The sequence below is a fragment of the Yinghuangia sp. YIM S09857 genome (assembly GCF_051388915.1).
Classification (GTDB): domain Bacteria; phylum Actinomycetota; class Actinomycetes; order Streptomycetales; family Streptomycetaceae; genus Yinghuangia.
On record NZ_JBPKBH010000015.1, the window covers coordinates 1 to 4,229 of the forward strand.

6 protein-coding genes are annotated in these 4,229 nt (G+C 71.1%); 2 read left to right on the top strand and 4 right to left on the bottom strand.

The features are described from left to right. Window positions 1-343: 343 nt before the first annotated feature. Window positions 344-733: a hypothetical protein gene (locus ACRX5S_RS27535; protein ID WP_436775808.1), complete on the bottom strand. Its 390-nt coding sequence runs from the start codon at window positions 731-733 to the stop codon at window positions 344-346. A gap of 441 nt (window positions 734-1,174) precedes the next feature. Here ACRX5S_RS27535 and ACRX5S_RS27540 point away from each other — a divergent pair, with 441 nt between their 5' ends. Next, window positions 1,175-1,363 carry a hypothetical protein gene (locus tag ACRX5S_RS27540; protein WP_436775809.1) on the top strand — a complete coding sequence of 63 codons (189 nt, stop codon included), beginning with the start codon at window positions 1,175-1,177 and terminating at the stop codon, window positions 1,361-1,363. A 33-nt stretch (window positions 1,364-1,396) separates the two neighbouring features. On the opposite strand, the gene ACRX5S_RS27545 is transcribed toward ACRX5S_RS27540, so the two are convergent. The 3 genes from ACRX5S_RS27545 to ACRX5S_RS27555 form a co-directional block, all read right to left on the bottom strand. Then, a complete protein-coding gene (locus tag ACRX5S_RS27545) occupies window positions 1,397-2,050 on the bottom strand; it encodes a TetR/AcrR family transcriptional regulator (protein ID WP_436775810.1) in 654 nt (217 codons plus the stop codon). A gap of 325 nt (window positions 2,051-2,375) precedes the next feature. Beyond that, window positions 2,376-3,074 carry an esterase/lipase family protein gene (locus ACRX5S_RS27550; protein WP_436775811.1) on the bottom strand — a complete coding sequence of 233 codons (699 nt, stop codon included), beginning with the start codon at window positions 3,072-3,074 and terminating at the stop codon, window positions 2,376-2,378. Further along, a complete protein-coding gene (locus ACRX5S_RS27555; RefSeq protein ID WP_436775812.1) occupies window positions 3,071-3,400 on the bottom strand; it encodes an antibiotic biosynthesis monooxygenase family protein in 330 nt (109 codons plus the stop codon). The genes ACRX5S_RS27550 and ACRX5S_RS27555 overlap by 4 nt, the downstream gene beginning before the upstream one ends. 244 nt (window positions 3,401-3,644) lie before the next feature. Here ACRX5S_RS27555 and ACRX5S_RS27560 point away from each other — a divergent pair. Further along, window positions 3,645-4,229, top strand: a 585-nt coding sequence (locus tag ACRX5S_RS27560; RefSeq protein WP_436775813.1) for an MFS transporter, incomplete at its 3' end; no start/stop codon positions are given.

A 4,229-nucleotide genomic window follows, 5' to 3' on the forward strand; every position in this document is an offset into this window, starting at 1 on the left:
GTCGAATACGAAGCCGCACTCACCGCGGCCTGACCACCACAACGACGGTGTCCGTCAAAGCGAAGCAAGCTCAAGGATTCCGCCGCGCCGGGTGCGCGACGATGGCCGCAGCGCCGTCTTGTTGGTGACGGCCAAGGCAGGTCCGTATGGCTCGGGGCGGTCGACCTGATGAACCCGCAAACCGGCTTACGGCAGGCGCATGAGGGTCCGACGCACCCCCACGACACGGCCGCCCTGGTTGCGTCCGCCGACTCCGCCCTCCGGGGCGTCGCCGACGACCCGGATGGCGGCGAAGGGCAACGAGCTTGCCGAGGCGCCCGCGTCGTCGCTCTGGCGGCTGGTGTCAGGGGAGCCGCACGCACACGGGCTCGGGCACGTGGGCCGGGTCGTCGATCACACGCGTACAGACCAGCGAGCGGTATTCCAGCGGCTGGCCGCCCGGGATCTCCCAGGCCAACCCCAGATGCCCCAGGGCGCACTCGTTGTTCCGGCCGTTCCGCTCGAACGCGCCGCCTTCGAACGGCTTCCAGCCCCAGATGTTCACGTCCACGCCGCAGATCTGCGCGGGTACCGGCGGGACGCCGAAGATGGTCGCCTGCATGTAGCCGTGCACCTTGTAGACAACCGAGCCGATGCTCGCCACTTCGATGCAGTGCTTGTGGAAGTCCCCAGGCCCGGGGGCGCCGGCGCACTCCGTGATGGTTTTGGCCTCCGGGGGGACTGCCGCGGCCACAGGCGCTGCTGCTGTGGTGGGCACCGTGAGTGCAGCTGCTGCGAGGATGGTTGCTGCGGCGAGGACGGACAAGCGTGTGCGAGCGCGCACGAGTCACTCCAAAAAAGTCGTTGGTGACCCAGGCGTACCGGTAGCCGGACAGGCGTGTCCATGCGCACACGCAAGAGTTCATTCAAATGGCTCACACTGCGGCGGCGGTCTGTTCGGGCTTGCCCCACTGGTGCCAGGCGCGGGCGAGGTCGGTGTGCCAGGCGCGCGCGACGTTCCGCGGTAGGGAACTGGCCGGGGTGCAGGCCTCGTCCGGCGGCCAGGGCGGCGCCGGCGTCGGCGAGGCTCCAGTGCACCCCGACCGCGTACAGCGTGACCGCCGTCTGGTCGACGGAACCGGCGGCCTGTGGGCCGGTGTCCGGGACGAGGGTGACGGTGCGTTGCGCGTCGGCGATGAGCTCGTGCGCCGCGCAGCGGCAGGCCGTCTGCACCGATCTGGCCGGGGGACTGGCGCAGGACGTGCCGATCTGGACGTCCCGGGAAGGTCTGACGACCGTCTACTTCCGCGACGGAACTGCGGGTGTGCTGCTGACGAATGACGGTGTCCTGCTCACCGACCGGATCGGCCGCGCTGCGGGGTGACGCCGTGCGCGCATGCTGCGCCGGGGCGGCTGATCAGCGCCCGTCCCGGCGCAGCATGCGGGTGAACTGCTCCAGGAAGTACTCGAATCCCGCGTCCGCGCCCGCAGTTGCGCCCGGCACGGCGTCCGCCGACTCGCGTGCGGCCCCCGCGTGCAGTTCCATCGCGGCGAAGCCGTGGACCGTGGAGCGGAAGAACTGGTGTGCGAGGCGCACCTCGTCCTCGTCGATGCCGAACGAACGCAGCACCGCGCGCACCGCCTCCGCCGCCCGCTCGCCCTCTTGGTGGTACTCCGGCGAGGGCGGTGCGGTCACCTGGAGGAGGAACCGGTCGGGGTACGCCCGCACGTAGTCCCTGTACGTCTCGGCGAGTGCGCGCAGCGCCTCGGCGCCCGACTTGCCCATGACCGAGGCGCGCAGCTCCTCGCTCATCTGCCGCATGCCGTACAGGCCCACGGCGCGTTGCACGGCCGCCAGGTTGGCCACATGGGCGTACAGCGCGGGCTGGGTGACTCCGAGCCTTCGTGCGAGATTGGTGGTGGTGAGAGCGGCGGCACCCTCGCTGTCGACGAGTTCGACCGCGGCGCGGGTGATGACGTCGGGGTCCAGCCCCGCCCTGCGCGGCGCGCGGCCGCCCGGGGCCGGCCGACCGTCGACCGCGGTCGTCTCGCTCTTCGCGCTCTTCCTCACCGTCCGTCCGACCCTTCCGCACAAACGGCCTGGTCGCCGTACGCCTCGCTATCTTATACGTGTTAAGCAACCTTGAGTGCGCTCCCTGCATCCCGGATGCCGCGACGTTGTGGGGCCAAGGGGCCGCAGGTCCGAATCCTGGCGTCCCGACGGTGTTTGCGCAGTTCAGGGGCATGACCTCGTCGGACGCCCGCCGCTGGCGCTCGGCGTCCTCGGTCATGAGGGGTCCACCGTGACCCTCGGCTTCAACGGCCTGCGCCTACTGCGCGACGCGGCCTGGAACCGCGCGGCACGGGACACGAAGTGGCGCCCGGTACCGAGCCGTTCACCCGGCCGTGGGCTGCGGTGCGGTGAGCCACGCGGCGACGTGTTCGGGCGCGGTCAGGGGCGCTTCGTGGTCGGCGTCGAGCCACCGGTAGCCGATACCTTCGGCGTCCAGGCGGCGACGGGTGATCGCACACGGGTAGGTGGGCGGTGTCCCGGTGCAGAAGGCGTAGGAGCGGGGGAGGACCGGCGCTTGCGGGTCCGCGGGAGGCAACGGGTCGTACGCCGGTCCGGCGGGTGAAGGCGTGAGGCGCGCGGCGATCCACGCCGCGGTCGCCGCGTCCAGCCGCCCGCCCGGACGCGGGGGTACGGGCGGGAGCCACGTGTCGGGCTCGGGCAACGGGGCGTCCGGGGGCAGCGAGTCGACCAGGCTGGTGCCCGGGGCGGGTACGGCGGCGTCGAGGTAGCACAGCCGGGCGATGCGCGGTGTCGCGAGGTCCGCGGCGGCGGCGACCACCAGGCCGCCCTGGCTGTGGCCGGCCAGCGCGACGCGGGTGAGGTCGTTGTAGTGGAGAAGATCCGCCACCTCGGTCGCCCAGTCGGAGAGGCGCACGCGTCCGTCGTGCCCGCGGGCGCGTTCCGCCGCGCCGGCGAGACTGGGTGTCCAGACCTGGTGGCCTCGCGCTTCCAGGAGGCCGCGCACCCGGATCCATGACCATCCTCCGCGAAAGGCGCCGTGGACCAGGACGAAAGTGGTCACCCGGCAGCCGCTCCGAAGGCGGCCTCGTCGAGGACGACGCGCATGAACTCGCGTTTGTAGTCGCCCTCTTGACGCAGGTGCGCGCTCAACTGCCCGATGCGTTCCGCATAGCCGGGGCGGGTGATGAGCGCGCGGTAGCTGTCGATCGAGTCGAAGAAGCGCAGGTTGGTGTAGTGCGTGGGGTCGTCTATGCCGCGCAGCAGCCGCCGGTGGAGGAATCCCGGCTGGTCGGCGAGGAAGGGCAGGAATTCCCGGGAGAGTTGCTCGTATCCCTCGGCGGCGGGGCCGGTGTCGAGGGTCCATGCCTGGCTGACAACGGCGTACATCCGTCTGCTCCTTCGGTGGCCGGGGCGTCGGCGGCGGGGCTCGGTTTGCCGGTGGGTCTTGCCACGGAATGGAGACGTCCTCCATTGTGGCGGAACCTCGTGCGAAACAAGGTTTCGCTGATGGATACGAAAGTCAAGCCTTCGTCGGGCTGCTGCCGGAGCCCGCGTTCGGTTCGAGACGGACCTTGCCGGCGCTGTCCGTCGTGTCGACTGCCCTGCCGGCGCCGAACGCCCTGGAGGTACCGTGCCCGAAGACGAACAGACCCCCGGTGGGCCGACGAAGCCGCCGACGTACGCGGGGCTGGTGCTGGCCGACGGCATCACCCGCGCCAACATGGCCGCGTGCTTCCTGACCTCGTTCGCGGTCATCGCGACGCTGACCTTCGTGCCGGCGGTCACGCCGTACCTCCTCACCGAGTTGCTCGGCTACTCCGAGGACGACCGCGGCAGCGTGATCGGCTGGTTGAACGTCGCGGCGGAGATCGTCCTGCTCTCCACGATGGCCATGTACGGCGCGTTGGCCGACCGGGTGGGCCGACGCCCGGTCATGGTCGCGGGGTTCGTCGTGTGCGCCGTCGGTCTGGTGCTCATGCCGTTCGCCGGGCATGTCGGGGTCCTGGTCGTGTTCCGCGTCGTGTTCGCCTTCGGCGCCGCGGCGCTGACCGGCATGCTGAGCACCGTCATCGCCGACTACGCCGCACCCGCGTTCCGCGGCCGCGCATCGGGGCTGAACGGCATCATGAACGGGCTCGGCGCGGTGTGCTCGGTGCTGCTGCTCGTACGTCTGCCCGCCGGGCTGGAGAAGGCCGGCCTGGGGGGGGGGGGGGGG

What these genes read in the sequence shown, in the direction of transcription:
- ACRX5S_RS27540 (WP_436775809.1), top strand. Translation starts at nt 1,175, where the DNA reads ATGAGCTCGTGCGCCGCGCAGCGGCAGGCCGTCTGCACCGATCTGGCC.
- ACRX5S_RS27555 (WP_436775812.1), bottom strand. Translation starts at nt 3,400, where the DNA reads ATGTACGCCGTTGTCAGCCAGGCATGGACCCTCGACACCGGCCCCGCC.